The 24,845-nt window shown below is 60.3% G+C and carries 28 protein-coding genes and 2 pseudogenes; 17 read left to right on the forward strand and 13 right to left on the reverse strand.

Going from position 1 to position 24,845, the window contains the following annotated elements; translation table 11 throughout:
• Window positions 1-526 precede the first annotated feature (526 nt).
• From HYG82_RS26525 to HYG82_RS26535, 3 genes are all read left to right on the forward strand, one after another.
• Complete coding sequence (locus HYG82_RS26525) at window positions 527-1,360, forward strand: ZIP family metal transporter (RefSeq protein ID WP_179260110.1); 834 nt, start codon at window positions 527-529, stop codon at window positions 1,358-1,360.
• A gap of 268 nt (window positions 1,361-1,628) precedes the next feature.
• Window positions 1,629-2,114 (forward strand): halocyanin domain-containing protein, encoded by a 486-nt coding sequence (locus HYG82_RS26530; protein WP_218834205.1) that lies wholly within the window; start codon window positions 1,629-1,631, stop codon window positions 2,112-2,114.
• Window position 2,115: 1 nt separating this feature from the next.
• On the forward strand, window positions 2,116-2,295 hold the full coding sequence (locus HYG82_RS26535) for a hypothetical protein (protein WP_179260111.1): 180 nt from the start codon (window positions 2,116-2,118) through the stop codon (window positions 2,293-2,295).
• On the opposite strand, the gene HYG82_RS26540 is transcribed toward HYG82_RS26535, so the two are convergent.
• Entirely contained in the window at window positions 2,292-3,020 is a 729-nt protein-coding gene (locus tag HYG82_RS26540) for a DsbA family protein (RefSeq protein WP_179260112.1), read from the reverse strand. The two genes, HYG82_RS26535 and HYG82_RS26540, sit on opposite strands and share 4 nt — an antisense overlap.
• A 209-nt stretch (window positions 3,021-3,229) precedes the next feature.
• Complete coding sequence (locus HYG82_RS26545; protein WP_179260113.1) at window positions 3,230-5,143, reverse strand: polysaccharide deacetylase family protein; 1,914 nt, start codon at window positions 5,141-5,143, stop codon at window positions 3,230-3,232.
• Between the two features lie 118 nt (window positions 5,144-5,261).
• On the opposite strand from HYG82_RS26545, the gene HYG82_RS26550 reads away from it, so the two are divergent.
• From HYG82_RS26550 to HYG82_RS26570, 5 genes are all read left to right on the forward strand, one after another.
• Window positions 5,262-5,810 (forward strand): hypothetical protein, encoded by a 549-nt coding sequence (locus HYG82_RS26550; RefSeq protein WP_179260114.1) that lies wholly within the window; start codon window positions 5,262-5,264, stop codon window positions 5,808-5,810.
• The gene (locus tag HYG82_RS26555) at window positions 5,807-6,277 is read left to right on the forward strand and encodes a hypothetical protein (RefSeq protein WP_179260115.1); all 471 of its coding nucleotides are present in this window, start codon (window positions 5,807-5,809) and stop codon (window positions 6,275-6,277) included. The genes HYG82_RS26550 and HYG82_RS26555 overlap by 4 nt, the downstream gene beginning before the upstream one ends.
• A gap of 521 nt (window positions 6,278-6,798) precedes the next feature.
• On the forward strand, window positions 6,799-8,142 hold the full coding sequence (locus HYG82_RS26560) for an APC family permease (protein WP_179260116.1): 1,344 nt from the start codon (window positions 6,799-6,801) through the stop codon (window positions 8,140-8,142).
• Window positions 8,142-8,285, forward strand: a complete 144-nt coding sequence (locus tag HYG82_RS26565) for a hypothetical protein (protein ID WP_179260117.1) — start codon at window positions 8,142-8,144, stop codon at window positions 8,283-8,285. Before HYG82_RS26560 ends, HYG82_RS26565 begins: the two co-directional genes overlap by 1 nt.
• Before the next feature lie 53 nt (window positions 8,286-8,338).
• Window positions 8,339-8,710 carry a thioredoxin family protein gene (locus tag HYG82_RS26570; protein WP_179260118.1) on the forward strand — a complete coding sequence of 124 codons (372 nt, stop codon included), beginning with the start codon at window positions 8,339-8,341 and terminating at the stop codon, window positions 8,708-8,710.
• 227 nt (window positions 8,711-8,937) lie between these two features.
• On the opposite strand, the gene HYG82_RS26575 is transcribed toward HYG82_RS26570, so the two are convergent.
• Window positions 8,938-10,659: a carbamoyltransferase family protein gene (locus HYG82_RS26575; RefSeq protein ID WP_179260119.1), complete on the reverse strand. Its 1,722-nt coding sequence runs from the start codon at window positions 10,657-10,659 to the stop codon at window positions 8,938-8,940.
• A 90-nt stretch (window positions 10,660-10,749) separates the two neighbouring features.
• On the opposite strand from HYG82_RS26575, the gene HYG82_RS26580 reads away from it, so the two are divergent.
• Together HYG82_RS26580 and HYG82_RS26585 are read left to right on the forward strand one after the other, a co-directional pair.
• Window positions 10,750-11,136, forward strand: coding sequence for an ArsR/SmtB family transcription factor (locus HYG82_RS26580; RefSeq protein WP_425495395.1), 387 nt, complete (start codon window positions 10,750-10,752; stop codon window positions 11,134-11,136).
• Window positions 11,136-11,399 carry a DUF7521 family protein gene (locus HYG82_RS26585; protein WP_179260121.1) on the forward strand — a complete coding sequence of 88 codons (264 nt, stop codon included), beginning with the start codon at window positions 11,136-11,138 and terminating at the stop codon, window positions 11,397-11,399. Before HYG82_RS26580 ends, HYG82_RS26585 begins: the two co-directional genes overlap by 1 nt.
• 289 nt (window positions 11,400-11,688) lie before the next feature.
• Here HYG82_RS26585 and HYG82_RS26590 read toward each other — a convergent pair whose 3' ends face one another.
• From HYG82_RS26590 to HYG82_RS26600, 3 genes are all read right to left on the reverse strand, one after another.
• A complete protein-coding gene (locus HYG82_RS26590; protein ID WP_179260122.1) occupies window positions 11,689-12,090 on the reverse strand; it encodes a helix-turn-helix domain-containing protein in 402 nt (133 codons plus the stop codon).
• A 70-nt stretch (window positions 12,091-12,160) separates the two neighbouring features.
• On the reverse strand, window positions 12,161-13,177 hold the full coding sequence (locus HYG82_RS26595; protein ID WP_425495397.1) for a sulfite exporter TauE/SafE family protein: 1,017 nt from the start codon (window positions 13,175-13,177) through the stop codon (window positions 12,161-12,163).
• Between the two features lie 16 nt (window positions 13,178-13,193).
• Entirely contained in the window at window positions 13,194-13,337 is a 144-nt protein-coding gene (locus tag HYG82_RS26600) for a DUF7512 family protein (RefSeq protein ID WP_179260124.1), read from the reverse strand.
• Window positions 13,338-13,694: 357 nt separating this feature from the next.
• Here HYG82_RS26600 and HYG82_RS26605 point away from each other — a divergent pair, with 357 nt between their 5' ends.
• Window positions 13,695-14,540, forward strand: a complete 846-nt coding sequence (locus HYG82_RS26605) for a universal stress protein (protein ID WP_179260125.1) — start codon at window positions 13,695-13,697, stop codon at window positions 14,538-14,540.
• Window positions 14,541-14,558: 18 nt separating this feature from the next.
• On the opposite strand, the gene HYG82_RS26610 is transcribed toward HYG82_RS26605, so the two are convergent.
• From HYG82_RS26610 to HYG82_RS26625, 4 genes are read right to left on the reverse strand one after another with little or no spacing between them, the layout of a single operon-like run.
• Window positions 14,559-15,740, reverse strand: a complete 1,182-nt coding sequence (locus tag HYG82_RS26610) for an inorganic phosphate transporter (protein ID WP_179260126.1) — start codon at window positions 15,738-15,740, stop codon at window positions 14,559-14,561.
• A gap of 25 nt (window positions 15,741-15,765) precedes the next feature.
• The gene (locus HYG82_RS26615; protein WP_179260127.1) at window positions 15,766-16,227 is read right to left on the reverse strand and encodes a YeeE/YedE family protein; all 462 of its coding nucleotides are present in this window, start codon (window positions 16,225-16,227) and stop codon (window positions 15,766-15,768) included.
• 49 nt (window positions 16,228-16,276) lie between these two features.
• Window positions 16,277-16,834, reverse strand: coding sequence for a YeeE/YedE family protein (locus HYG82_RS26620; RefSeq protein ID WP_179260128.1), 558 nt, complete (start codon window positions 16,832-16,834; stop codon window positions 16,277-16,279).
• A 14-nt stretch (window positions 16,835-16,848) separates the two neighbouring features.
• The gene (locus HYG82_RS26625; RefSeq protein WP_179260129.1) at window positions 16,849-18,042 is read right to left on the reverse strand and encodes an MBL fold metallo-hydrolase; all 1,194 of its coding nucleotides are present in this window, start codon (window positions 18,040-18,042) and stop codon (window positions 16,849-16,851) included.
• A gap of 245 nt (window positions 18,043-18,287) precedes the next feature.
• On the opposite strand from HYG82_RS26625, the gene HYG82_RS26630 reads away from it, so the two are divergent.
• The 3 genes and pseudogenes from HYG82_RS26630 to HYG82_RS26640 form a co-directional block, all read left to right on the forward strand.
• Window positions 18,288-18,533: a sulfurtransferase TusA family protein gene (locus tag HYG82_RS26630; protein WP_179264379.1), complete on the forward strand. Its 246-nt coding sequence runs from the start codon at window positions 18,288-18,290 to the stop codon at window positions 18,531-18,533.
• Between the two features lies 1 nt (window position 18,534).
• Window positions 18,535-19,116, forward strand: coding sequence for a DsrE/DsrF/DrsH-like family protein (locus HYG82_RS26635; RefSeq protein WP_179260130.1), 582 nt, complete (start codon window positions 18,535-18,537; stop codon window positions 19,114-19,116).
• A gap of 221 nt (window positions 19,117-19,337) precedes the next feature.
• Window positions 19,338-19,743, forward strand: a pseudogene (locus tag HYG82_RS26640) (hypothetical protein); the annotation flags it as partial.
• Between the two features lie 214 nt (window positions 19,744-19,957).
• On the opposite strand, the gene HYG82_RS26645 reads toward HYG82_RS26640, so the two are convergent.
• A complete protein-coding gene (locus HYG82_RS26645) occupies window positions 19,958-20,518 on the reverse strand; it encodes a class I SAM-dependent methyltransferase (protein WP_179260131.1) in 561 nt (186 codons plus the stop codon).
• Window positions 20,518-20,951: pseudogene (locus HYG82_RS26650) on the reverse strand (DUF302 domain-containing protein). The gene HYG82_RS26645 and the pseudogene HYG82_RS26650 overlap by 1 nt, the downstream one beginning before the upstream one ends.
• A 905-nt stretch (window positions 20,952-21,856) precedes the next feature.
• Between HYG82_RS26650 and trxA the strand changes: the two are divergent.
• Together trxA and HYG82_RS26660 are read left to right on the forward strand one after the other, a co-directional pair.
• Entirely contained in the window at window positions 21,857-22,276 is a 420-nt protein-coding gene (gene trxA, locus HYG82_RS26655) for a thioredoxin (protein WP_179260132.1), read from the forward strand.
• A gap of 86 nt (window positions 22,277-22,362) precedes the next feature.
• Complete coding sequence (locus HYG82_RS26660) at window positions 22,363-22,593, forward strand: hypothetical protein (protein ID WP_179260133.1); 231 nt, start codon at window positions 22,363-22,365, stop codon at window positions 22,591-22,593.
• 178 nt (window positions 22,594-22,771) lie between these two features.
• Here the strand turns inward: HYG82_RS26660 and HYG82_RS26665 are convergent, their stop codons facing one another.
• Window positions 22,772-23,425 (reverse strand): helix-turn-helix domain-containing protein, encoded by a 654-nt coding sequence (locus tag HYG82_RS26665; protein WP_179260134.1) that lies wholly within the window; start codon window positions 23,423-23,425, stop codon window positions 22,772-22,774.
• Window positions 23,426-23,561: 136 nt separating this feature from the next.
• Here HYG82_RS26665 and HYG82_RS26670 point away from each other — a divergent pair, with 136 nt between their 5' ends.
• The gene (locus HYG82_RS26670) at window positions 23,562-24,827 is read left to right on the forward strand and encodes a heme-copper oxidase family protein (RefSeq protein ID WP_179260135.1); all 1,266 of its coding nucleotides are present in this window, start codon (window positions 23,562-23,564) and stop codon (window positions 24,825-24,827) included.
• Window positions 24,828-24,845: the final 18 nt, after the last annotated feature.

A 24,845-nucleotide genomic window follows, 5' to 3' on the forward strand; every position in this document is an offset into this window, starting at 1 on the left:
GGACGAACTGACGAACTGACGAACTGACGAACGGACGAACTGACGAACGGACGAACTGACGAACGGACGAACTGACGAACGGACGAACGGAGACGTCCGTCGGGGAAAACGGTCACCACAAAGATCAATCGCCCGTTTCAGCAGGTAATCGTGGCCGTTCATGATACGTTGAAAGAAACGATACAACGGTCTACATGCGGTTTAGGCCCCAACGCCGTACTCGACGGTCCGGCTTCGTTCCTGATGGCGCGACGTGGGCACGGCGGGATGATGATCGGCGTCGCGTTTGATCCTCGCGGTTCCAGATCCGCTTTGAAATGTCGTTCGTCCGCGTAGAACCCGGGCTGAACCGACGTCCGTTCAGCCACAACAGTTCTATCGTGTAGCGGGACCACAACGGCTTGCCCGTGATCTTCTACCCCGATCGATGGGTTTATTTGAACTTCGTTACTGTCGTCCACCGATAACGGTTCGCAATGAAACGCGACACAAGGGCGTTCGTCAAGTAAGTGGGAGGAAGAGAATCATGGTTCCAGTAGTCGAGTTGTTTGTTCGAATCGCCGGCGAAAACCCGGTCGTACAGGGGCTCGTCGGCGGGATCGTTATCGCGGTGTTAAACCTGCTCGGCGCATCGCTGGTGCTCGTCTGGCAAGATCCTTCGGAACGTGCGCTCGATGGCGCACTCGGATTCGCGGCCGGTGTGATGCTGGCTGCAGCCTTCACGAGCCTCATCATCCCGGGGATCGACCAGTATTCGGGAGGAAATCCGATTCCGACGCTCGTGGGCGTCGTACTCGGTGCCGTCTTCCTCGACCGTGCCGACGGGCTCGTCCCGCACGCACACTATCTGCTGACCGGGAGCAGGCGGACGGACGAAGCCGACCCGAGTACGTCCCTTCCGCTCGAGAGCGAGCGGCTGACGCCCGTGATCCTCTTCATCCTCGCTATCACCCTCCACAACATGCCCGAAGGGCTAGCCGTGGGTGTCGGCTTTGGCTCCGGAGACATCGAGAACGCGATTCCGCTCATGCTCGCTATCGGCATTCAAAATATACCGGAAGGGCTCGCCGTGTCGGTAGCCGCCATCAATGCGGGCCTGGATCGGCGCTTCTACGCAGCCTTCGCCGGAATACGATCCGGCATCGTCGAAATACCCCTTGCGGTTTTAGGCGCGCTGGCAGTAAGTGTCGTCGAACCGGTACTGCCGTACGCGATGGGATTTGCCGCGGGAGCGATGCTTTTCGTCATTTCCGACGAGATCATCCCCGAAACCCACACTCGCGGATACGAGCGGATCGCGACGCTCGGCGTAATGGCAGGCGTCGTCATAATGCTGTATCTCGACGTCAGTTTGGGATAGCCGCGATCGAGTCGTCGGAGCGGGCATCGGGGTGATCTGGCGACCCCCGTAGATCCAACGCCGGCCGATGAATGACGCGATCGGTGGAATTCGGACGCCCCAGGCTCCGTTCGGTGGCGACATCGAGGTGGAAACCTGGCCCCCGTGGGACTGTGACCGCCACAAGACGGTGCCGAGCTCCGTTCTCGTCACCTCTCACATCCGTTTCGTGATGTTCGTTGCGATCGTAAGGTGTCTATTTTTCTACTCAGTCGGAGCAGGCCTCTATATGGAACTGATCGAACGACGAACGATACTCAAAACGATCGGCGTAAGTACCGTCCTCGGCGGCATCAGTGGCTCCGCGAGCGCACAGGAGGGTGAGGAGGAACCGGACTACGGCGATTGGTTCGACGACGTCGAGAACTACGAGGAGACCGAGGATCTGACGGGAGAGGACGAAGTCACCGTCGACGTCGGGGCTGGAGATGGCCTCCAGTTCGATCCCCCCGCTTTCCGCATCGATCAGGATGCGACGGTCGTCTGGGAGTGGACGGGCGAGGGCGGCAGCCACAACGTCGTCCACGTTCCAGAAGAAGAGGAGTCGCTGGGAATCGAAAATGCAACTGGTGCGGAGGAACCGGTTTTCGAGACCGAAATCACCGACGAAGCAGGGTTTACGTTCGAACACCAGTTCGAAGACACCGGGACGTACCTGTACGTGTGTGAGCCCCACCGCCAACAGGGGATGAAGGGCGCGGTTGTCGTCGAATAGTGTGAATCCGTCGTTCGGTGCCGGTCTCCACTGGCACAGAGATGCTGCGTTCGCCGCCGGTCTCCACTGGCACAGAGATGCTGCGTTCGCCGCCGGTCTCCACTGGCACAGAGACGCTGCGTTCGCCGCCGGTCTCCACTGGCACAGAGACGCTGCGTTCGCCGCCGTCGACGAGTGTTAGCCGCTCTCGTACCGATCGATCGCCTCATCGAACCGTTCTATCGGCTGGGCGCCCACGAGCGACGTCCCCGATTCGAGATCTCGATCGAAGACGACGAACGTTGGCGTGCTCGAAATACCACCCGAGCGGGCTCGTTCGGCATCCGCGTCGATCCGGGCTTCGAGTTCCGAGCGCCGTTCTTCGAGACAGGTCTCGAGTGCAGCGGCGTCCACACCGGAAACCGAGTGCGTGTACTCGACGAGGTTCTCCGCTGACGCCCAGCCGGAGTTTTTCTCGCCCTGTTCGTCGAAGATAGCGGTGTGCCAGTCCCAGTACGCCGTCGGCTCCGATCGGCGGACCTGATCCCACACGCACTTTCCGGCGACCGCGGCAGTCATCGAATCCGCGCCGAAATACGGCAGCGAGATGAACACGATTCGAACCGTTCCGGGTCGGACGTGATTCCGAACGAGTTCGGGGAGCGTCTCTCGTTCGAATCGTTCGCAGAACGGGCACTGGAAGTCCGTCCAGTAGTACAACTCGAGCGGTGCGTCCGGCGAGCCCATGATCGGCTTCTCCCGTAACTCGACGCCGAGTGCGGACGGTTCGTCGCTCGAGTGAAATGGTGGAGACAGATCGTGATCGGCGCTCTCGTCGGATCGCGTGGCATAATAGAGGCTGCCACTACCCAACAGCGTTCCAGTGCCCGCAAGAACGGCGCGACGGGACGGCTGATCGAGCGACATCGCTTGTACTCCCGACCGTTTGCATCACTGACCCGTAAACGGGTCAGACGATTTGCTGAGTCAGCAAATCGGGATCGGTCCGGGTTTGAGTCGTCGAAGTATCGTATTCGTCCGTCCACGACGGCTCGACGACGCTCGATGTCCGCTCAGACGCGCCATCTGAGGTGAGGGAAACTACCGCGGGGGAACGATACCGAAACGCCCGATAGCTACGAGTCGACGACCTCGAGCGTCCAGTCACCGTCGGCTTCGATATTGATCCAGACGGGGCCTCCTGCCTTGTACGATCGGGCGTTATTGAATTCGCCGCTCCGATGGACGAGTATCTCCCGACTGCCGTCCGCACCGTAGCCGTCGACGATGAACGTGCCGTCGCCATCGTGCGTCGCGAGGACCCTGGTTCGGCCCTCCGTCCATAACGGCCCGACGAACGCCGACCCGGTCCCGTCGGCCTCCACGGGGAGATCCTCGAGCTCGTCGCTCTCGACGGCGGGCTGGGCCAGTTCGATCGACCACGCACCGTCCGCGTCGACCTCGAGTCCGTAGGTGCCGCTCTCGACGGCCATGATCGACTTGGCTGTTGTATCCCCTGACGTCGTCACCAGGTTTTCGTCGCGTCCGTTTCCGTCAGCCTTCGTCACGTCGACGGTGATCTCCGAATCGGCCTCGTGGGTGGTGCTCGCGACGAGAACGCCGTCGTCGAGTTCGAACGTCGGTGAGTCGTCCGAGCCCGATCCCTCGAATTCGTGGGATTGCCCTGCCTCGAGGATGGTCCCCTCCGGTCGCTCTCTGTTCGCGGGTTCGTCACCGCTACCGTCGCCCTCCCAGGTCCCGTCGACGAGATCGGAGGGGGTGACAACGTCGAGACCGCGCTGTTCGATGTGATCGAGAAGGAGCCCGAAGTCGTCGAGCGACATTCTGTTTTCGTTGATGCCCACGTCATCTTCGTCGACGATCCGGGGAATCCGCAACACGGTGAGCAGGTTGTACTGATCGGAGAGATTGATATGACGGCGAACACCGGTGTGAAGCGCCGGCCCCCAGATGAGCGGAATCAGATGCATCTCGGACGGCGGTACGCCGGTCGTCCCGGAGCTGTACAGGAACGCTGACTCGTGGACGTCTCTGGCGACTTCGTAGGCCGTCGGGTCCGGACCGCTATCGGGAATGAACAGATGACGCGACCCCTTTTCGAAACCGGCCTTTTCGAGTGCGTCTCGAGCGGTTTCGAAGAGTTCTCGCTGTTGCTCCTCGGGGTGTTCGGGAAGCGGGGTCGACACCTGCGGGTAGGAACAGATATCCCAGCCGCGATCCCGGAGATCGCGAAGGTCGGAAAGCTCCATCCGACCGGCGTTGCCGATGCGCTCCGGACTGATCGGAACTGCTCCGGCCCAGTCGCGCTCTGCGAGCATTTCGGCCGCGATTTCGTAGTGCGAATCGTGACTGCCGTAGAAGGCGAGGATTGCTTTCCCGTTTCCGGCCGATTTCGTTCGGCGGAGGTCGTCTACGAGCAGTCTGGTCGGGCCGCCGTCGGGTCCGTCCGCGGAGATCGTCATACCGGTGACAGTCGAGAGATCCGGATCGTCGCCGGGCTTTTGCTGGTAGCCACAATCCATCCGAAACCAGCCGTCGTACTCGTCCGGTATCACGCGAGTGCTAGCGAGGCGCGCGCTCTGTGACGGCGCGAAAAACTCGACGGTGATTTTCGTAGCGGATTCGGGCTTGACCGCGACCGAGGTGTCCCAGCCCTCGAGGTCGAATCCGTCAGGGAACCGAATCCGCATGCCGGCGTTCCCAGTGTCGCTCTCGACGGCGGCCGCCTGCGAACCGGACCGCGCTTCGTCAGGCGCAGCCGCTATTTCGCCGGACCGGGGCGACCACTCGTCAAGAGATTCGAAATTCGAAATCACTTCGCCCGCTTCGATAGCTGGCCAGCGTACGGGACCGGCATCAGCGTTACCGCCGGATCCGTTTCCACCGGTCCCGTCGTCGGCTTCCGTCCCGCCGGAGTCGCCGTCCGACAGTGCGTCCATACAGCCAGCGAGCGTCGTCGAGGCGGCACCGAGTACGGCTAACATGCGCCGTCGGGAAGAGTCGCCATCCGCGTCGGGTTCGTGAGCCATTGTAGATAGGATACTCGTTGTTACATTCACGCTCTGGAACGTAAATAGAACTGGCGATTTGCTGACTCAGCAAATCGGAGCCGTAGGTATCAGTCAGCCCTGCATTGGTTTCAATCAGATGCTCACGCGCGACTCGATCAGTGAATACCTGCGGAACCTCTCCGCTGCGGTTTTGTACCCGTTCGAGACGTGGCGAGACACGATCGGGCTCGTGGTCCTATCCCTCGCGATCTACGTGCTGTTGATACTGAGCACGATGCCGACGTTTACGCTGCAGATGCTCGGTGACGACTTTCACTGGGTTACGTACGTCCTCGTCTCGCTCACGGAGACGATTTATCGGTCCGACGGGTGGACGGGGCTCTCGATTATCGTCCTCTACGCCGTACTTTCGGGTATCGCAGTCGTAAACGCCGTGGCACAACTCAGGGCAATCGGTCCGTCGAGTTTGACGGACCTGACCGGTATTTTCCCCGGCCTCGTCGCATCCGGCTGTGCGAGCTGTGGCGCCGGACTCCTGGGCTTTCTGGGGTTCGCGGGAGGAATCGCCGCACTTCCGTACGACGGCGCGTTGCTTCGCGTCGGCGGCCTCGCGCTGTTGGTGTTCTTTCTTGGACGGACGGGCCACCCCGAACGGTGTCCGTTTCCGACGGAGGCCTCGAAATGACGGAGCACTTACTCCGATCGATCCGATCGGATCGCCGGGCAATCGCGTGGGGGGCGATCGCTGGAGCCAGCGTGTTTCTGCTGTTCGGACTGGTCACCGGCCTCATTCCGAACCCGCTCTACGTGCGAATGGTTCCCCGGACGCCGGTCGACTACCTGCTGCTGACGCTGACCGCGTTGCTGGCGGGACTCTACGCCGCACAGCGGGTCGCATCGGAATCGCGACTCGATGGAGCGGACGGCCACTCGAGCTCCGAACACCGGTTGGCAATGGGCGGTTTGATCGGTGGCTTCCTCGCGGTCGGCTGTCCGATCTGCAACGTCTTCCTGCTCGCCCTGTTCAGTTCGTCCGCGCTGATGACGTACTTCGATCCGTTCCGTCCGGTCCTCGGCGTACTCTCCGTTGCGGTCCTGTCGGGATTGATCTTCCTTCGTCACAGACGGTCGTGTCCGACTTGTGACGCGTAAAGGGCGAGAGACCCGCGAATTCGGAACACGGTTTCAGAATGGCGACTGTGTTCCTCCGCCGAACGCCTCTGCACCGCACGCTCCGTCGCCGGAAAACGCGGTTCCGCGAACCTCGATATCCGGCGGTTCTCACGCACCGGGACGATGCTCTTCGAACGGAGGTGGTGAACACCCATCCGGTGAAAACGAATAAACCAGTTAAGTGAAGCGGAGGCGAAACGTCCGATATGGGCAGTTCGATCGCCGGTCGGGGCAATGGAAATGCACTCGCGAATGCGACGGGCTTGCTTCGGGTTGGCACCGTCGTCGTCCCCGGGCTGAAGTCGCGTTTCGACCGGGGAGACGTGTGGCGTGATTCGTCGTCCGATGTGTGCCCGAAGCTCAGTTCGACGGGCGGCAGGGTGGGAACAGGTGCTGGCCGGAGGTTCAATGGTGGGTTTACGAGCTCGCACTCCCTCAACCGGCTGTATAACCTATTCGGATGGACCGAGGAGTGAGACCGACGTCAGACCTGATGGAATATGGATTCGTTTCGCTCCTTGCTAACGCGCAACCGTCAGGGAAAACTCGGCCTGCTCGAGGTCGTCGCGATGGGCGTCGGGGGAATGGTATCGGGTGGGATCTACGCCGTGCTCGGCGTCGCGATGCGACAGGCCGGTAATGCCGTCCCGCTTTCGTACCTCATCGCGGGGATTTTGACGCTGGTGACCGCCTACTCCTATCTCAAGCTGACGCTTCACTTCGGGGAGCACGGTGGCGTCTTCTCGTTCGTCGAGCACATCGTCGACAGCCCGAGTCTCGCCGCCTACGTCGGCTGGGTGCTCGTCGTCGGCTACGTCGGCGTGATGGCGATGTACGCGTTCGCGTTCGGCGCGTACACCCTCACCGCGGCCCGGGCTATCGCCGGGTTCGAACTCCCACAACTCCTTCGACCGGTCATCTCAGTCCTGATCGTCGCCGTCTTCGTCGGGCTCAACCTGCGAGGCGTCGAGGAAACCGGGCTCTTCGAGGATATCGCGGTTTACATCAAGATCACGATTCTGCTATCCCTCGCAGTCCTCGGAATCGTCTTCTACAACGGGAGCGTGACCTCGGTCCACTTCTTCAACAAAGGTGTCGTAAGCCCCATCACCGGGTTCGCGATCATCTTCGTCTCATACGAAGGGTTTCAACTGCTCGTCTACGATTACGAGGACATCGCGGACGTAGAGCAGGTGCTGCCGGTCGGGATGTATATCGCGATTGCCATCGCGATAGCGATCTACGTGTCCGTCTCGTTTATGGTGACGCTCCATTTGACGCCCGAACAGCTCGTCGCTCACGAGGAAGTCGCACTCGCCGAGGCGGTTTCCAACATTCCGTTGTTGGGTGGTGCCGGATTCGTCCTCGTCATCCTCTCCGCGATGAAAAGCACCTCGTCAGGCATCAACGCCACCCTGTTCGGGACAGCCCGGCTCGTCCACAAAATCGCGACCGAGGGGGCCCTGCCGAGGGTCTTCTCGTTTCGAAACCGGGAGGGGATTCCCGTATACGCGCTCGTGATAATGGGCAGCCTGACGGCGGCGTTCGCCGCCCTCGGCTCGCTCAAGCAAATCACCGAGTTCGGATCGGTGGCGTTTCTGGCCTCGTTTGCGGTCACCAACTACACGAATCTCAGGCTCGCCGACGAGACGGGTTCGATCCGCTTCCTTCCCGCGCTTGGCCTGATCGGAACGACCGTCGCGATCCCGGTCGTGCTCTATCACCTCTATCGCACCGACGTCGAGATCCTGCTCTGGATCGTCGGCATCTTCGTCTCGCTCTTTCTCCTTGAGTTTCTCTACCTGCAGCGGAGCCCGTTCGATCCTGCGATCGACGGCGACTGATGCCCAATTCCGAACCGCTCGAGGACGCGGTGCTTGTCGCAATCATCGCGAGCTCCTTCGAAACCGACGTATCACTCGACCCCGACCGCTATCGGCCCGTACTGCTCGATTCGGAAGGCGGGAGACGATCACTTGATCTGTAGTATTGTGTAGTATGTACATAACACTAAAATACCGTCGGACCGTAACGTCGACGATGACCGAAACGAAACACGCAGATGCTTCCGACGACGGTAGTGGGACGGAGAGGCCCGTCGAGTTGAACGGGATGGCAGACTACGACGAATTGCTCGCGGAGCAGGACCTCGTCTTGCTCGAGTTCGTCACGTCGGGGTGTGGGATCTGTGCGTCGATGGAGCCGGTACTCGGCACGGTCGCTCGCAGCGCACCGGGTGCGGTAGCGACGGTAAACGCGGGACTCGTCCCGGATCTCGCCGCGGAGTTCGACGTCCGGAGCGTCCCGACGCTCGTCGTCCTGCGGGACGGTGACGAAGTCGCTCGTCTCGATGACGGCTTTCAGGGTGCCGAAACGATCGTCGACCTCCTCGAAGCGCACGCCCAGAAGTAAGACACTCGGTGCGCCCAGGGTTCTGCAGTGCGAGATTGCTCCGCAGCGGGCCCGGGACTCTCCGCTGTGAGATTGCCCCGCAGCGGGCCCGAGACTCTCCGCTGTGAGATTGCCCCGCAGCGGGCCCGAGACTCTCCGCTGTGAGATTGCCCCGCGGCTGGCCGTCGTTTGAATCGCGCCCGTCGGTGGCTCCGGCAATCGTCGGTCCGTACCGCAGTCACCGCCGCCTACGCCGTGTCCTTTTCGACGACGAAATCCTCGAGCGCGAGCACGTCGAGTCCCATCCCGTAGAAATCCTTGAGCGCTTGCGTCGGTGTTCGGACGATCGGCTCGGCATGGTCGTTAAACGAAGTGTTCAGAACGACCGGAACACCGGTGATGTCGTCAAACTCCGAGATGAGCCGGTGATACCGGGGATGCTGGTCCTCGCGGACGGTCTGAGGACGGGTCGACTCGTCGGCCGGGTGCACCACGGCTTCGAGTTCGTCGATCCGACCGGGCTGGGCGTCGTCGGCCTCGATCATGAACGGTGCCGGCTGTCCGTCGACGAGGTACTCGTCGGCAGCCGACTCGAGCATCGACGGCGCAAACGGTCGCCACTCTTCGCGGTGTTTGACGTACCGATTGACACGGTCACGAGATTCGGCGGTGCGAGGATCGGCGAGGATGCTCCGGGCTCCGAGCGCTCGAGGGCCCATCTCCATTCGGCCCTGGAACCAGCCGACGAGGTCGCCCGCTGCGAGTCGTTCGGCGACGTACCGCTCGAGGTTATCCGGTTTCGCGTACGCGATTTTGTTTTCTTCGAGGGTGGATCGTATTTCGTCGGGCTCGTATTCAGGTCCGAGATAAACCGACGTCTGGTGGTCGACATCCGCCGGACGTTGCTGCGACCATCCTGCCCCGAGGGCGAGCCCAGCGTCGTGAGCGACGGGCTGGACGAAGACGCGGTCGACGGCCGGCGATTCCCGGATGCGTTTATTCAGTTTACAGTTCAGCGTGACACCGCCCGCGAGCGCGACGTTGGCGGTGCCCAGTCGGTCGACAGCCGTCTCCACGATGTCGACGACGGTCTCTTCGAGCAATTTCTGGGCCGTGTACGCGAGGTCTTTCTCCCACTGGTCGAACTCGCCCGGCGACTCCAGTCGGGGACGACCGAACGCGTTCTCGAGGATTTCGACGCCGTAGCCGGTCCCCCAGCGTTTCGTCAGGTCGGTGACGTCGTAGTCTCTGCCCGCGTCTATCAGTTCTCGCAAGACGGATTCGATCTCGGGGTTGTCGTCGCCGTACGGTGCGAGTCCCATGACCTTCCCCTCGCCGTTGAACATCCGATACCCGAGGTACTCCGTCACGACGGCAAAGAAGAGTCCGAGACTGTTGGGGTGTTCGTACGTCTGGACGCGTTTTAAACGCCGATCCGTTGCGTGCCAGACGACCGTCGAATCGTACTCACCTTTCGCGTCGACGGTGAGGGCGATCCCCTCCTCGAAGCCGGACGGGTGGAAGGCACTCGCAGCATGACAGCGATGATGGGGAATCGTCTCGATCGGCGGCAACGAGGTCCCGATCGACTCGAGGCGGGATTCGATCTGCCGGGTCGGGAGGAACCGGCTCCGAAGTTGCGTGACGAGTGTCCGTTCCAGCGCGACGATTTTCCGTCGAAGGCCAGGCACTCGAACCGCATCGGCCAGATAGTGAGAGGCGATTTCGTTTCGAAGCGTCGGCTCGTACGGGAGCAGGATCTGATCCAGATCGGCGACCTCGAGGTTTCGATGGTCGAGACAGGCACGTATCGCGCTTTCCGGAAAGGTATCGGTGGCGTGTTTCTCTCGCGCATATCGTTCTTCTTCGACGCCGAACACAGGAGTTCCGTCTTCGAAGAGGACAGCGCTCGGATCGTGTTGTCCGTAGAGTCCAATCGCGGGTTTGAACGCGAGCAAATAATCCGTCATGGTTCCGTGATGGTGACGCTGGTTTATACCGACTCGAAGTGCCTTCAAAACAACCGCGACGATTTGCTGAACCAGCAAATCGTGGCCTATATGGTAGTGACCAACGGCACGTATCGTGTGCAGGACAGAGGTACCCCGGATTCGCCGGAGATCTTCCAAACCCTCGCAGACGAGTACGCACGGAAGATACTCGTCGCTGCGGACAACGGGCCGAAGACCGCGAAAACGTTGAGCGAGGAATGCGATGCCTCTCTGACGACGATCTATCGCCGCGTCTCGACGCTTCAAGAACACGGTCTCATCGAGGAACGTCATACCGTCGACTCGGACGGGTCCCACAGGAGCGAGTTCGAGACGACACTCGAAGGGCTGTACGTCGATCTCACAGACGGGCAGTTCACACTGAGTCTGGAGACGCGCGACGAACTCGCGGACAACTTTACGACTCTCTGGAACGATCTTCGGGGTGAAGACTGATGGAAGCGTCGTTCGTCATCGCCAAACTGATAACGCTCTTTTTGAGCCTCATGGTCGCGTATCTGGCGTATCACGGCTATCAGCGTAGCGACCGGACGCCGATGCTATACGTCTCCGGCGGCTTCGTGTTCATCGGTGCGGGTGCGGTCTGTGAGGGACTTATCTATCACACGTTTGGAACGACGATCGTTTCTGCCGCGCTCATCCAGGCAGTCGTCGTCTCGAGCGGGATGATCCTCATCCTCGTATCGCTGATGAAGTAAGAGAGCACCAGGGCACTCCGGTCCGATAGATTACGTCCGATTCTCTTCTCGCTGCTCCGTATTTGGTGTCGAACGATGGCCGAGCATCGGCTCGTCGAACGAAAGCCGAGAATGGGCACGACGAACGCCTGCTCGTTGCACTCGAGTCGGGACCGTTTCGCCGTCGGAAAATCGTCGACCGGCCATCGGTATCAAATCCGCGACGCTGGCGGCTCGAACGGAGAACCGAGACCACCAACGGCAACGGATCGTCGAGAAAGGAAGCGACGAAAAACGACAGAGTCCGATGCTACCCTTCGGCCGGTGCAGTCGCCTCCGCCTGCTCGTATTTTGTTTCGAATTCCTGGATGAGCTGGCCCATTTTCGCGTACCAGTCGTTCAACATCCGCTGCATGTCGTTTGCAATCTTCGACGGGTCGGTCGGCGAGTAGACGTGGTAGTACCCGCCCTGTTCGTAGTTAACCTGATCTTTCTTGATGAACCCCGTCTGCAGCAGGCGCTGGACGGCTCGGTATGCGGTCGAGCGCTCACGATCTACCGTGTCGGCGATTTCGTCGACGGTCAACGGTTCCTCGGCATTGACGAGCACCCGAAAACACTCTTTGTCGAGTTGTTTCAGGCCGTGGAAGCACTCGAGGAGTCCCTCACACTGGATGTCCTGTTGTAGTTGTTCGGACAGCGAATCCGGCATTGTAATCACTGCTAGGTACTCACCGCGCCGTTAAAAGACTTGTGTAGGGTTCGTACAATCCTGCGCCAACTCAGTCTGCGACCGACGATACCGTTTGGGCTTCATCGCGAAGCATGGTGACGCCGCTGTAAACGACGGCCCCACTGACGAGTAGCGCAGCACCGAGGATGATGGCGAGGCTCACGGTGTCGAGCACCGGCATATCCAGCAGTCCGCCGACTTCCCGCACGGCGACGGCGATCGAACCCAGCAACAGCATGATGCCGAAGTACACCTTGATGTCGTCTTCATCGACGAGATCCGTCGCCGCTGCACCGACTCGGGCACCGAGTGCACTCCCAGCCAACAGCGGGGCGACGATGCTCAGGTCGACGGCCCCGGACTGCGCGTAAAGGAAGCTCCCGATCCCGCCGGAGAAGACGATCTCGAAGAGGTCAGTCCCCACCGCGACCGGGACGGGAACGCCGATCAGGTAGAACAGGGCCGGCATGCGGATGAAGCCGCCGCCGACGCCCAGGAACCCGGACAGCAGACCCGTGGCGAATGCCACGGCCAACACCATCCACAGCGAGACGGTGAAGCCACCGCGGATGGAAATCATCGGCGGAACCCTGTAGGACTGGATCTTCTGTGCGATCTCCGGGATTTCCGCCTCGTCGACGTCCGCGTCCTCGTCGACGTCGTGTTCCAGGCCGCCACCGCCGCCTTTCAGTGCTTCGTACGTGACGAAGACGCCGATCCCGCCGAGCAGGAGCACGTACGCGACGCTGACCACGGAGCCAGCGAGCCCGATGTGCTGGAGGAACTCGAGGCCGATCTTACCGACCTCGATGCCGGCAGTAGTGCCGGCGATCATCAGTACTCCGAGTTTGTAGTCGACCTGCCCGAGGTCGCGGTGCTTGAGTGTCGCGATGACGGAAGTCCCGAAGACGAACGCTAGCCCGGACCCGACCGCAACGTTTGCGTCGTAGCCCATGACCAACAGCGCGGGCGTCACGAGGAACGACCCGCCCATTCCGAAGAATCCGAACAGGATCCCGATGAGCAGGCCGAATCCGACGAACATCACCACCAGTGCCAGACTCATTCCGAGTATTTCCATTTTAGACGTTCGTGATTCGTTTGACGATTGGTTCTGCGAGCGCTTCTTCTGCTGCACCGTAGCCGACGTACAGGACGATGGCCTCGAGGAGCACAATACCGATGAGCACGGCGGCGTCTGCAGCCGTAGCGAAACTGCCGATCATCGGTCATCACCACCGATCGTGTGTGGATATGGGTGTATCATGGCTTTCTCTTCGATTGTCCCTAGACGGATGCCGGTAATAACAGTTTTGGATGTACTACACAATATTACTGCTACGGATCACACGCCTAACCCACCGAAATACATCTGTAAGTTATACGGATACGGAGGTGTCAATGAAGTGCGCCAATCGACCAGAAGATCGCACTGGTTCCGCTCGCGCGCGGATAATGTCGGGAAAGAAGACAGTATTTCATCAAGGTGTGCTTCGATAGATCGACGGTCGAAATCATTACTGGACAGTCACTGAACGTGAATTATACGAACAATATTGTACGATGGGTGCTATTGTTCCCCTATGCGAGCGATTTACGCAACAGACCTCTCGGCGGCAAGCGAGGCTGCGATCAAGAACGAGACTTCTCTCGAGAGTCTCCAGCAAATCGGCGTGGAATCGATTCACCTCGTCACCGTCGTTCCCTCTAACGTCTACGCTGGCGTGCCCGCGATGAACCTCGAGGAACGACGCCAGCAAGCGCTCGATCGGTATCAGTCGGCGATGGAATCAGCGGGCTTCGACGTCGAGACGCACGTCGTCCGTGGGACGCCCCATCGGCGAATCAACGGAATTGCCGAAGCCGTCCGTGCAGACCTGTCGATCGTCGGTTCACGCGGGAAGAGTCCGCTCGAAAACCGCGTCATCGGCTCGACGGCCCGTAACCTCGCGCGAACGACCGTGGTTCCGTTGCTGGTTACTCGCATCGAACGCGAGACCGACGAGCCCGCGATCCGACGCGAGCATCTCTTCCGGCGAATACTCTTTGCGACCGACTTTTCGGAAAACTCCGAGCGCGCGTTCGACGCGTTCTCCTCGCTCCGACATGCCGCTGACGGGGCAACGCTGGTCCACGTCGAATCGCCGAAGGACGTAGAAGCCACCGAGGGAGCGGAGCCGACCGAACGGTTATCAGAACTCGCAGAACAGCTCGAGGAGTGGGACATCGACACGCGAATCGACGTTCGTCGCGGTGACCCGGCGGACGAGATTCTCGCAGCCGCAGCCGAGACAGATCCGACGACGATACTGCTGGGGTCACGCGGTCGAAGTCGACTCCGACGATTGCTGCTCGGGAGCGTCTCCGAATCGGTCGTCACGAGAGCCGACGAAAACGTGTACCTCGTTCCCCCGCCCCGGACAGCGTGATCTCGGATTGCCTCCCGATTATATCAGTGATATCGCGGCGACGAGGCCATACCCGATAGTGAACGCGAGGACGAACGACGCAGCCCATGCGCCGATCGTCAGCAGGATTTTTCGTGGATTGATCGCATCTCCTCCACCCACAGCGGCACCGCTGCCGATAATCGCGCTGACGACGATCTCGTTGAACGACACGGGCACCCCGAGTAGGATGGCGAGCTGGGAGATGAGAAACGACGGGACGAGCGCTGCAATCGATCGCCGCGGTCCCAGCGACGAGTAGTCCTGCGCGAGTGACTTGATCATCCGCGGTGCCCCAGTCCACGAGCCGACGAGGATACCGACGCCGCCACCGAAGAGAACGGCAGCTGTAGAGACCGCAGCTACCTCGTCGAGTAGGGGGAACAACGGCCCGACTGCGAGCCCGACCTGACTTCCGCCGGCCGAGAACGCCACGAGTGAGCCGAGCGCCAGCAGTACTCGCCTGAGTCCACCGGTCAGGTCTCGACGGACGTCCCAGTAGACGATACCCGTAATCGCAATCCCGATCGCCAGTGAGATACTGACTAACGCACCGACGCTCTCGAAGCCGATCGATCGCTGGACGAGCCTTACAGCGGTACCCGCTGATCCGGCAGGTCCCAGAAACGCGAACTCTACGTTCGCCAGGACGGCACTGACGAGGCCCGCGAGTATCGGAACGCTGAACCGCTCCGGGACGTCCGTGCGTGGGAGAACGCTCGCGATAGCATACGCGAGCCCGCCGCCGACGAACGGTGTCATAACCCAGACGATTCCGATCTGTTGATACTTCGACCAGACGGGCGTTCCGCCGAGTGCAAGTCCGACACCGATTACTGCACCGGTTACCGTAAACGCGGTTGCGATCGGATAGCCGGTCCGAATACCGACCGCCATGAGTCCCGCTCCGATCAGTAAGACGACGATGACGCCCATCGCCGGTAGGTTCACCCCGCCGACCAGACCACGACCGATCGCTTCCGAAACGTTCCCACCCTGAGTGACGGCTCCGGCGAGCCCGAATATCCCGACGATGAACGCGGCGCGCATCGTCGATATGGCGTTCGCTCCAACCGCTGGTGCGAACGGCGTCGCACCGCTGGAGCCGGCACCGATAACCCAGGCCATAAAGAGGCTCGCGAATCCGGCAGTAACGAACAGGGCAAGTATCGTCAATTCCATTGAAGTAGTAATCCGAAAAAGTGCGTTAGTCAGCACCCGCAGCCACGGTATCGGTACTCGCGGCACGACTCCGCCACCGACCCTGCAGGTACGCGCCGAGGAACATCCCGGCGAGCGCCCAGAGGATGGTGACGTTGCCGACGCCGAGACTTGCATAGGCGGCTCCCGGGCAGATTCCCGAGAGACCCCAGCCGACGCCGAAGATCGCACCGCCGATCAGGACGTTCCGATCGAAGGGCTTCAACCGGCGTTCGTACCGGTTGCCGGTCAGTGGCGCACTGTCCCGAATCCGGGGCATCACTGCGAAGGCGATCCCGGAGACGATCGCCGCGCCGAACATGACGAACAGCAGTCCGAAGTCCTCGAACTGCAGGAAGTTCAACACGACCTCCGGGCGTGCCATCTGGCTGAATCCGAGGCCGAAACCGAAGATCAGGCCGCCGACGAAGATCACCGGCATGAACAGGGGATGTCGGTTCCGGCTCACGGGTCGTCACCCCTCCGTTCGCCAGTTCGAAACGCGGACGTCTCGAACATTACGGACCCACCCCCAGTGCGGCGACGACCTGAGCGGTCGCGATGGCGACCGCCAGGAACGTCACCACGCCGACGAGTGACGTCTTCGAGGCCGAGCCGACCCCGCAGACCCCGTGACCGGACGTACATCCCTTGCCGATGCGCGTGCCGATCCCGACGAACACGCCGCCGACCAGCAGCCGCCAGGCCTGTACCTCGGTCGACCAGAGCGTCACTCCGCCAATTTCGTACAGTTCACCGGTCGTTCCGGGCTGGTAGAGCGAGGTCGTGATCACCCCTGACTGGATCGTGGCCGCGAACGCCAGTCCGCCGAGGATGATGCCAAGCGTGAACACGACGCGCCAGTCGCGAGACGACACGTACTGCTGGAACCGCGACTGGCCGGACACGTACGACAGCGTCGACTCGAGGAACGTACTCGCGCCGGCGGGGATCCCTGTCCCGAGGTAGATCACGACGGTTCCGAGACCAACGAGCAATCCGCCGACAGCGTAGCGACTGATCCCGTTCGGGAAGATTTCGGCGGCCAGCTGTAGTGGGACTGGATCAGTTACCATTGGTGGTGGCGTCGTTAATCACCGGCAAGCGATTCCTGGCTCGCGGCACAGTTGTTCGGCCCGAGCTCGAGTTCGAACGCTTCGTCGTCGTCTGCGACCTGCTGACCGAGGTTCGTCGCGATGATGTCCTCGTAGTTGGCCGGCCGCGGTGGCATGTCCGAGAGGATCAATTCCACGAATTCGTCCTCGTCCATCGTGAGTGCCTCCATGTCGTCGACGAGATCGCCGACCGGTGCGGTGTAGGTACCGTCGGCGGCAGGTACCGCGGCGTCGCTGAAGTGCGCCCCGCCGACGAGGGTCTCGTCTGGAAGCGCCAGAACTCGCTCGTGGAGCGATTCGTAGAGCATCCGCGCGGCCTCGGGAGCGCCGTCGTCGCCTTCCTCGAGGTCGGGTCGGGCCACGCTCTCGATGAACAGTCCGTCACCGGTGGCGAGCAGACTGTCGTCGACGAGGTAGGAGGTCATGCCCGTCGTGTGGCCGGGCGTGTAAACGGCCTCGATCGTGGCGTCGCCGACGTCGAAGGTGTCGCCGTCAGCGGCCGTCGTCAATTCGTCCCCGTAGGTGACGCCGCGGTCGACCGCGGCATCCGGAATCACACCCTCGACGCCGAGGGCATCGAGCGCACGAACGCCCGAGATGTGATCCGCGTGGATGTGCGTGTCGATCGCGTACGTCAGGTCGACGCCGAGTTCGTCGGCGTCCTCGAGGTAGCGATCGGTGAACGCACGCAGTGGGTCGATGACGGCGGCTTCGCCGTCGTCGTAGACGAGGTAACCGAGACAACCCGAGGACGGCCGCTGGTACTGCAGCAACGTTCCGGCGCCGTCGTAGTCGGTAACTTCGACGGATTCGTAAATGCGTGCCCAACCGTTCATTCCGTCCTCGAGATGGTTGACGGTGTATCCGTGGTCCACGAGCGTGCCCGCGGCGAACTCACTCGCACCACCCTTGGCACAGAGAACCGTCACCTCGCGATCATCGGGTATTTGCTCTAAGACCTCGTCGTCGACCTCGTCCTCGAGGAACTCGAAATACGGGACGTTGATCGATTCGATGGTTTCGCCGTCGATGCGCCACTCCTCGTAATCCGATTCCATACGCGTATCGAGAAGCGTGATGTCTTCGCCCGCGTCGATGCGACTCTTCAACGTTTCCGGTGCAATCGTTTCCACATCAGCATCCGGGGTCGGAAAGTCTTCAGCGTTCATGTCGTACAGGGCTATCTACCGGACGGCACCATATAAGAGTTTGCATAGTAGTTCCCTATTTGCACAATACCAATGCGAGTGATTCCGACGGAGGTTTCATCAAACTGTCTGAAACAAGCTGCGTTTGTGTCGGAGTATGGTCATCGAAGTACAGTTGTTTGCGTTCGTCACAAGTGCCGACACTCTTATAACCACGGGCAGTATATTGTGCAATGACTCCAATACAGCAAACGGAGCAATCTAGCATGAACACGGAATACGATATTACCGAGACGCTCGACGTGAAAGGCGCATCGTGTCCGATGCCGGTCGTCAAGACAAAATCCGCCATCGACGGCCTCGCCGAAGGCGAGATTCTCGAGGTGGTGGCGACGGATTCGGGCAGCATGAGCGACATCGACGGCTGGGCGACCGGCACCGACGGCGTCGAACTCGTAGAGCAAATCGAGGACGGCGACGTGTACAAACACTACGTGGAAAAAACGTCGTAAGATGAGTACGGATACACCTTCGGCACCGACCGACGGAGAGCCGATACGTGAGGAAGACCTCCAGGCTCGGATCGAGGAACTCGAGGACAAAGTCGCTTCGCTCGAGACGGAGACTGACGACGACGGGAAGAAGATGACGATAGTCGCGACGCAGGGGACGTTCGACATGGCGTACCCGCCCTTGATCCTCGCGAGCACGGCGGCCGCTTTCGGCTGGGACGTCGTCGTTTTCCACACGTTCTGGGGGCTCGATATTCTCCACGAGGAGAACTCCACGAACCTGCAACTGTCGGCGGTCGGCAACCCGAACATGCCGATGCCGAACGCTCTCGCCGCGCTCCCCGGCATGGACCGGATGGCAACGTGGATGATGGAGAAACGAATCGACGAAAACGGGACGGCGACCATCGAAGAGCTCATCGATCTGTCGATCGAGCAGGGTGTCGAACTGCAGGCCTGTCAGATGACCATCGAGTTGATGGACTACGACGAGGACGACTTCTACGACGGTGTCACCACCGGCGTCGGCGCAGCCACCGCCCTTCAGCACATGGCCGAATCCGACGTTCAACTTCTGGTCTGAGCCGTTTCTTGCGTACACCAACTGTCTCGATATACACGGTATTTTACCCACCCTCGTTAGCCTGTTATAGAGATTCAGAGGTGAATACACCCGCCTTTAGGCAGGTGTTGAAACCGACCTCGTGAGCGACTTCTGCTGGTTGATAGCATGGCTGTATATTATATATCATATATCGATAAATTTGATTCTCAAACTTCTTACTGTATGATGAGGTCGCCACGATTCTGGAGACAACCCGCACCTCCGTCGCCCGAATCACGAACCACGAACAGGTTCGTGACAACCTTGACCAGTGCGGGTTCTCCGCCTCGAAACTGTGGCACGTCGGCGCTACTACATTCAAGGCCGGTGGGATGAAGACGGCGAGATACCTGTCGAAGTCGAGTTGAAGTCGGAATTGAAAGCCCACGAACGCTACAGTGATCTCCATTCTCAATCAAGTTCGTTCGAAAGAATTCGTCTTTCGTGATGCCAAAAATCTTTGATTTTTGAGCACAGCGAGTTCTCGAAGAGTTTGCTGAAGCGTTTACTGGCTGGTACAACGCCGACGACGGCAACAACCCACCGGGCTACCGAAAACGTGGCGACCGGCACCCACCCTCCACCGTTACGTGGAAGAAGCATTCCTCGCTCGAGCATCGGTTTTCGGAACAGGACTGCGAGACGATACTCCGTCGAAATGATCACTCAGAACCGGATGGAACCCGGTGAGCGAACGCACTCACGTCCGAATATCCTGCAAATCCGCTTGTGTCCCTCGAGCCGTCGGATGCACCCGACGACGAACGAAGGGACGCGAAGGATCACAGACTGGGTGTTGCAAAGAGGGATCTGGTGATGCTCACTCGAGCGTCCCGGCCAGCAGAAACGTTTCCGGCCGAACTGCCTCGAACTCGATACGGAAGCCGTGATCACGAAGGTCGGTAGTTGCTTCGTCAGCAGTGTACCGCTCGTCGACCGGCGGCCCGTGGTCACCGGATCCGGTCGCCGCCCAATCGAGGACGACGAGCCGCCCTGTAGACTCGAGGATGCGGTTGATTTCGGTAATCGCATCGTCATCCGCGAACTCGTGATACGTCATCGTCGAGAACGCGGCGTCTATGCTTTCGTCGTCGAACGGGAGATCGCTGATGCCGGTCGTTACGAGGTCGACGTTCTCGGGGACGCCCTTTTCTCGGTAGTAGTCGTGCATCTCCTCCTGGAGGTCGACCGCGTACACATCGCCAGCGTGTGGCGCGACGTCGTCCGTATAGAATCCGGTTCCACTTCCGAGATCTGCGACGGTATCCGTCGATGCGGGATCGAGCGCCCACAGCAGTTCTTCGGCCGAAAGAAATCGGTATCGTCGCTCCGCCTGTTCAAGCTTGTCAGCCCGTGATGCGTCAAACGTGTGATGTCCCATTATAAGTCACCGAAGGCGTTGTCGACGTGTTCGTCGGTCGTCGTAATGATCTCTTCCATCTCCTCGTCGTTCGTCGCCGTTCCGATGAGGCGTGCGATACGCATTATCGAGACGGGATAGATCCCTTGAGTCCCGGTTCTTCCGCCCAGACGACGTTGAATGGAAACAGTCCACCCCGTTTTCCGTCGCTGGCCTCGAGGAGACGGCCAGCATCCGCCGAGTTACGGGCACCCAGGACGTCGTGGGGATCACGATCGGCGTCTCCCTTCTCGTTGAGTAACTATAGGGAGAATTCGACGGGAATCCCGAACCCGGAGCCAGTGAACACCTCGCAAACGTGCTCGATCACCGCTTCCTGGATCATCTCGAGTGTTGTCTGGGTCGTATCGATCTCGTCTCGGTGTATCCGATTCGCATCAACTGAAAGAGCCATTCATGTATGGTATTGGGGCTTCCAAACAAAGTTTTCTCGTCACCAAAGCAGTGTCTACGCATCAATAACTCACTGGTGGGGGACGATTCTTCCGAACATCATCGACAACAGACGCATTACTCGAAACGACCGTCAGCGGGAACCCGAACGTTTCCTGTCGCCTCGGCGGGAACCATTAGACTCACGACTGGCGACAACTACCGATATAAAGCGGAAGAATTATTAGTAATAGCCAACAACAATACATTGCCCTCTGTTTACACCCAGAGGCACCATCCTTTCCCCCCCTATCCCCTTTCGGATCATTCTCAGCCAACTCAGTGGGACGTCGGTACCGAAAACGAGCCGAACGTCAGCGGGGTGACGTGCGCCCGACTGATTCAAAGACGAAAGAGCGCGATGCCACGGCACGTCGAGCCATCCCGAGAACGGATGAAAACGGGAACTGCCTCGAAGACCTCCCGTCGTGTTCACACGACAACCGCGTCCGTCAGCGTGGTTCGAACCGAAACCCGAAAAGGGTGGAGGTGAACTGTTCGGTGCGAGAAGGCGCGCAACGGCGGTCGTGGCCGGATTTCGATCGGTATGGTGACGGATACTCCACACTGCCCGGCGAGGGAAGCCACCCGCGGAGGCTGGGGCCGGCATGAGACCACCCTTACCAGTCTCAACACGGATACAGTACAGTCATCCTCGACGAGCAACAGGCGAGCACGTCTGGCCGCGTAGAGTGTAGCAATTCTCAGGCTGTCCGTAATCGGATAGGGTGCTCGATTCCGGTACCGCTTCGCATCCGAGTCATCTGCACCATTTCGGTTGACCCTCCCTCAGATGGACGCCTCTGGTGAGCTATATTGTGCCCTCCATACAAAACAAATAAGATGGTACGTCACCAATCACCGGGTATGACCGAAGACGAAACTCTCGAAGAGATTCGTCAGCAGAAACTGGAGCGGCTTCGCAGCCGGACCACGGAAGCCGACGCGGAGGAGACGACTCGAGATAGTCCCTCCGAACCATTTCCAGTACAGGGATCGGCAGAGCTAACCGAAACCGTCAATGATCACGACGTCGTTCTGGTCGATTTCCACGCTGACTGGTGTGGTCCGTGCCAAATGCTCGAACCAGTCGTCGAAACGATAGCCGCTGATACCCAGGCAGCCGTAGCGAAAGTAGACATCGACGCCAATCAGCAACTCGCCACGGAGTACGGTGTCCGTGGCGTTCCGACGCTCGTTCTCTTCGCGAACGGACAACCAGCCGAGCGACTCGTCGGAATGCAAACCGAATCGCAGCTTCGGAGCGTCGTCGAGAGCCACCTGTAACTCGATTTGCTTCAGTTCCGCCGCGAAGTGACTCGCGCCGAAACGCGCCACAATACGTATCCGTCCCCCGTCTGATATCTCGGTAAATGGACTCGGATTCTGCCTCTCGACTGTCGCTGGTAGGGCTCGCAGGACTTGCAAGCCTCTGCTGTGTCGGCACCGGAGCTGTCGTCGCTGGCGGAACCGCTGTCGCCGGCGGAACCGCTGTCAGGACAATGGGCAGCAGTCTCTCTCAGATGGCGGTAACTCTCTTCACCCTCGCGCTCGTCGGGATGACGCTCAAATATCGAGCGGACTGCTCGAACTGCGAGTCGTAATCCACCGGGATCATTTCGGTGAGAGACGGCAGGAGTCGTCTCGTTCGTGTTGCGGTCACCGATGACGATTCTCGATTCGTCTCTGGGTGCCCCTGTCGGTCCTCGATTCATCCCACAACAGCGTTCCTGGCGTCCTACTGGCCGATGGGCGCAATCCGGTTTAGGACCCCTGAATCGACTAGGTCCCGGTTCCCATATCGAACTCTTCTTCGGCGAACCAGGAGATGATGTTCCCCTCGGCCCGGTGGAGAATCTCGCTACACGTTGCCTTCGAGATGGCTAGCATGTCGGCGACGTCGGTCAATGTCGCTTCTCGCGGCGTCTCGTAATAGCCGGCATCGAGTGCGGTGGCAACCGCCTCCCGTTGGCGATTTGTCAACAGCCGGTCGGCCTCAGTAGTCCCGATCTCGGAGACTGATTCGAGTTCGAAGCCGATGCCGGCCTCCTCGAGCGCGGTCCCGAGCGCTGAAAAGCGCGATGCGGACGTGACGAGTTCCCATGTCGCTGTCCCGTTTCGGATCGAGAACGGTAGCCTGATCGGGATGCCCGCCTCCCACAGCGGGAGAAGGAGCGGCGAACTGGTCGCCTCGACCTGCAAAAGCGCCGTCTCAGCCTGTTTCCAGAGCAATTCCAGGTTGACGACATTCGACTGTTGTTCGATTGCCGTCAGCACGGGGAGGGGATCATCGGTCGTCACGTTGATGAGTGCGATACCAGCACGTTCCCCTGCGAGTGCCGTCACGACCTCGAATTCCGTTTCCGGATGTGCCGTCGATACCTGTTGAATCCAGACATCGTCTGGGAGCGAGATGGACAGTCGGGCCCGGGGCATACCGGATCTACCGTCGCAGCTACGGTTGAGTCTGTCGCTAACCTGAAAGGGGTACCATAACATGTTCGGCTATCGGGAACACAGTAGCCTGAAGAACTACTCGGCGTGCCGGGCTACGAAGGAGTACTGGGAAACGATGAAGCTGCACACAAGAACCAATCCGTTTCTCCTCATGGCCGGATTGTATATGGTTCTCGGAGTACTCGCCGCGACCGGAAAACTGACCTTCGAACTGGGGCTCGTCGAAGCATTGCCTCGCCTTCGATGGGTGACGATCCACTTCGTCACGATCGGCGGGATGACACAAACGGTATTCGGAGTGTTGCCGCGATTCGTCGCGGCAGTGACGGACGGCTCACGTTCGATACATTATCGAAACCGATGGCTGCAGTGGGGGGCGTTGAACGCCGGCTATCCGCTCATTCTGATCGGAATGACGGCAGGATCAGCGACGACTGCCGGTACCGGTGCGGGGATGGTACTCGTCGCACTCGTATCGCTGTTCGTGACGCTATATCGGTTGCGACCGGCGTCGAACAGATCCGGCGGAGTTGGTCGATACTTTCGAACGGCACCGTCGTTTCTCGTCATCGGGATTCTGGCCGCGTTCGGAATGCTATTCGGTATTCACGGGCCAGGCGGATACTTCGGGTCGCTCGAGGCCCACGTTCACGCCAACGTCTGGGGGTTCCTCGGACTCGTCGTGGCGGGAGTCTTATTGACGGTTCTCCCTCGATTGCTCGATGTCCCACTCCGTTTCCCGCGGCTCCGTGTCATCACGTACTGGGGTCTTACGGTCGGTGCAATGGGACTCGTCGCTGGCCCGTGGCTGGCTCGACACGAGTTCACGATCGGGGGCCTCGCGATGTACGTTCTCGGAACAACCGCGCTACTCGTGAACGTCGGCGGGACCTACCGGCTCAGCGAACGGACGTGGGACAGCCGTTTCGTCCTCGTATTGGGCGCGTATCTCTGGCTGCTGTTTCCGGTGCCCTGGGCGCCGCTCGTGATATTGTTCCCGGACGCCGTTCCGGCAGGGGCTATCGAGACCGCTGCGATAAACGGGCTCGTTTTCGGCTGGATGCTGCAACTGGCGATGGCTTTTCTTCCCGTCGTTGCCATCGCGGCATTACAACCGTCGAGCGAATTCATCGGTGCGATACCCGACGCGACCGAGGAGGGTTCCAGTCCGTCCTGGTTACAGGTCGGAAGCGTGAATACGGGGATGCTCTTTCTCTGGGCGACGGCCTTTCCGCCGGTCGTCGACGTCGCGTCACTCCTCACACTCGCGGGCTATTTCCTTATCACCGCCGCCTGGGCGGTATTCGTCGTCGACCTCTGGGGAGCCCTCGTCGGACGGAACGTCGTCCCGCGGCACGCAGACGAGAGCCCGTCCGGATAGAATAGTCGGCCGTATCCG

This window comes from Natrinema halophilum, from assembly GCF_013402815.2.
Lineage (GTDB): Archaea > Halobacteriota > Halobacteria > Halobacteriales > Natrialbaceae > Natrinema > Natrinema halophilum.